Below are 2,292 nucleotides of genomic sequence, written 5' to 3'. Positions count from 1 at the left end.
TCAGAAGTTTGTCAGCTCGCTTATATACTGAAGAGAAAGGGAAAGACTACGCACAAAAACTATTAGGGCATAAATCAGCAACCATGACCGACAAGTACCGGGATGTACGTGGCTCAGAGTGGACAGAGGTGTAATTATTTTGATCGAATTTCGAGTAATTTTGATCGATTAATTGTAACTAACTGAATAAAAAGGATAATATTTCTACGCCGATGTTGGAGCATCGGTCGCGCGTGGCGCTGGGCGATGACATTGGCGAGTGTCTGCAGGCCAAAGCGGTGGCGATCCTGATCGGCGAGCGCCCCGGTTTGTCATCACCGGACATCCTGAGTATTTATTTAACCTGGGGACCTCACACGCGCCGTTTGGAATCGGAGCGTAACTGCATTTACAATATTCGCACGGAAGGGATGGATTATCCGCAGGCCGCGTTTAAATGGGCCTGGCTGCTGGAGCAAGCGTTTCAACGCCGGCTGTCGGGGCTTGCGCTGAAAGATGAGAGCGACAACCCGGCGATGCACGGCAAGATTCACCCACCTGCCGTAGGGCATTTGACAACACCATGATGGTGACTCGCTTTCCCCTGTGCGCTGCATCGTGCAGGAGGAGCGAGATTGTTCACTTTGCTTTTATCAGCGTGTCACTGACACGGATTCTGCTACTCAGGATCGTACTGAACAGGGAGTGTTCAGTACGTTTTTTATGCTGTGCTTACCGTTTGTTTAGCGACCACCCTTATCCTGTATCCCTCCGATCATGGATGTGTGTAATCGTGCGACACCCACCTGCCAAATGAAAAAAGGACAAGAGTTGAGTGCGGTAATTTTGTTACACTTTGCCGTATTGCGACGTAGTTTTTTCGGGGATCACGATGAAGTTGATGTTTGCCTCAGATCTTCACGGCTCGCTAACGGCGACGGAGCGGGTGCTCGATATTTTTACCCACAGCGGTGCCGAGTGGCTGATGCTTTTGGGGGATTTCCTCAATCACGGCCCGCGCAATCCGCTGCCGGAGGCTTATCAGCCTGCCGAGGTGGCGGGCCGATTAAATGTGTTTTCCCGTCAAATGGTGGCGGTGCGCGGTAACTGTGACAGCGAAGTGGATCAGATGCTGCTCGACTTTCCGATCACGGCACCGTGGCAGCAGCAGCGTCTTTTCCTGAAGCACGGTCATCTCTACCATCCTCAGCATCTTCCGCCGTTACAGGCAGGTGATGTGCTGGTGTACGGGCACACCCACCTTCCAGTGGCTGAGCGTCATGGGGAGGTCTACTGCTTTAATCCTGGCTCCGTCAGCTTGCCAAAAGGGGGCAATGTGCCCAGCTATGGCATGTTGTCACAAGGGGAGCTTCAAGTTTTACCGTTAATGGGTGGCGAGCCTATTGCACAGGTGACTATTAGTCACTAAGTTATCAACGATCTTGCACGACTAACGCTTAGTACGTTTAAAACAGACGCGTGTCGCAACGCGCCAATACTGAAGGGTTCAGAGGATGGTGGAGCAAAGTCAAGCGGCAGGGACCGGGTGGGTGGATATTGTTGACGAGAACAATGACGTTATCGCCCAGGCCAGCCGCCAACAAATGCGCGCTCAACGTTTACGTCACCGCGCCACCTATATCGTTGTTCATGACGGCATGGGAAAAATACTGGTTCAACGCCGTACCGAAACAAAAGATTTCTACCCTGGTTGGTTGGATGCGACAGCCGGGGGAGTAGTGCAAACCGGCGAGCACATGCTCGAGTCGGCCCGTCGTGAAGCGGAAGAGGAACTGGGCATTGCAGGTGTGCCTTTCGCCGATCATGGCCTGTTCTATTTTGACGGTGACAATTGTCGTGTCTGGGGGGCGTTATTCAGTTGCGTTACCCACGGCCCGTTTGCCTTGCAGGAAGAGGAAGTGGCTGAGGTGTGCTGGATGACCCCGCAGGAGGTCACTGCACGCTGCGATGAGTTCACGCCGGATTCGCTCAAAGCCCTGTCGCTGTGGATGAGCCGTTACAACGAGCAAAGCTACGGCAAACCCATTACGCGTGACCCAGTGAAAACTGATGATGAGGTTGCTGCATCGGACGACGCTGAAGAATAATTGGATTAAGCTGTACTAGCTCAGACCTGATCTGACAGTTACCGATTATTTATACAGGTGTCTGCCAGATTACATCTGGTTCAGATTCTTTTCTGCCCAGATCCGTTTTCCATCGAGTAAAGTGGCCATCGGCGTACGCCCGCAGCACATTTTTCCCTGATGAGTTCGCTCATTATTGTAATGCCACAACCAGTTGTCCAGATCT

The 2,292-nt window shown here is 52.2% G+C and carries 2 protein-coding genes and 3 pseudogenes; 4 read left to right on the top strand and 1 reads right to left on the bottom strand.

Going from position 1 to position 2,292, the window contains the following annotated elements; genetic code table 11:
* The 4 genes and pseudogenes from QZ506_RS05695 to yfcD form a co-directional block, all read left to right on the top strand.
* Positions 1-134 (top strand): annotated as a pseudogene (locus tag QZ506_RS05695) (integrase); the annotation flags it as partial.
* Between the two features lie 63 nt (positions 135-197).
* Positions 198-566, top strand: a pseudogene (locus QZ506_RS05690) (ethanolamine ammonia-lyase light chain EutC); the annotation flags it as partial.
* A 305-nt stretch (positions 567-871) separates the two neighbouring features.
* Complete coding sequence (gene yfcE / locus QZ506_RS05685) at positions 872-1,408, top strand: phosphodiesterase (protein WP_291969677.1); 537 nt, start codon at positions 872-874, stop codon at positions 1,406-1,408.
* Between the two features lie 85 nt (positions 1,409-1,493).
* Positions 1,494-2,087, top strand: coding sequence for an NUDIX hydrolase YfcD (yfcD, locus tag QZ506_RS05680; RefSeq protein ID WP_291969676.1), 594 nt, complete (start codon positions 1,494-1,496; stop codon positions 2,085-2,087).
* A 69-nt stretch (positions 2,088-2,156) separates the two neighbouring features.
* Here yfcD and QZ506_RS05675 read toward each other — a convergent pair.
* Positions 2,157-2,292, bottom strand: a pseudogene (locus tag QZ506_RS05675) (IS481 family transposase); the annotation flags it as partial.

It is taken from the genome of Candidatus Symbiopectobacterium sp., from assembly GCF_020054415.1.
In the GTDB taxonomy this organism is placed as follows: Bacteria; Pseudomonadota; Gammaproteobacteria; order Enterobacterales; family Enterobacteriaceae; genus Symbiopectobacterium.
The sequence above is the reverse complement of the archived record's forward strand: the minus strand, read 5'-3'. Positions and strand labels throughout refer to the sequence as shown.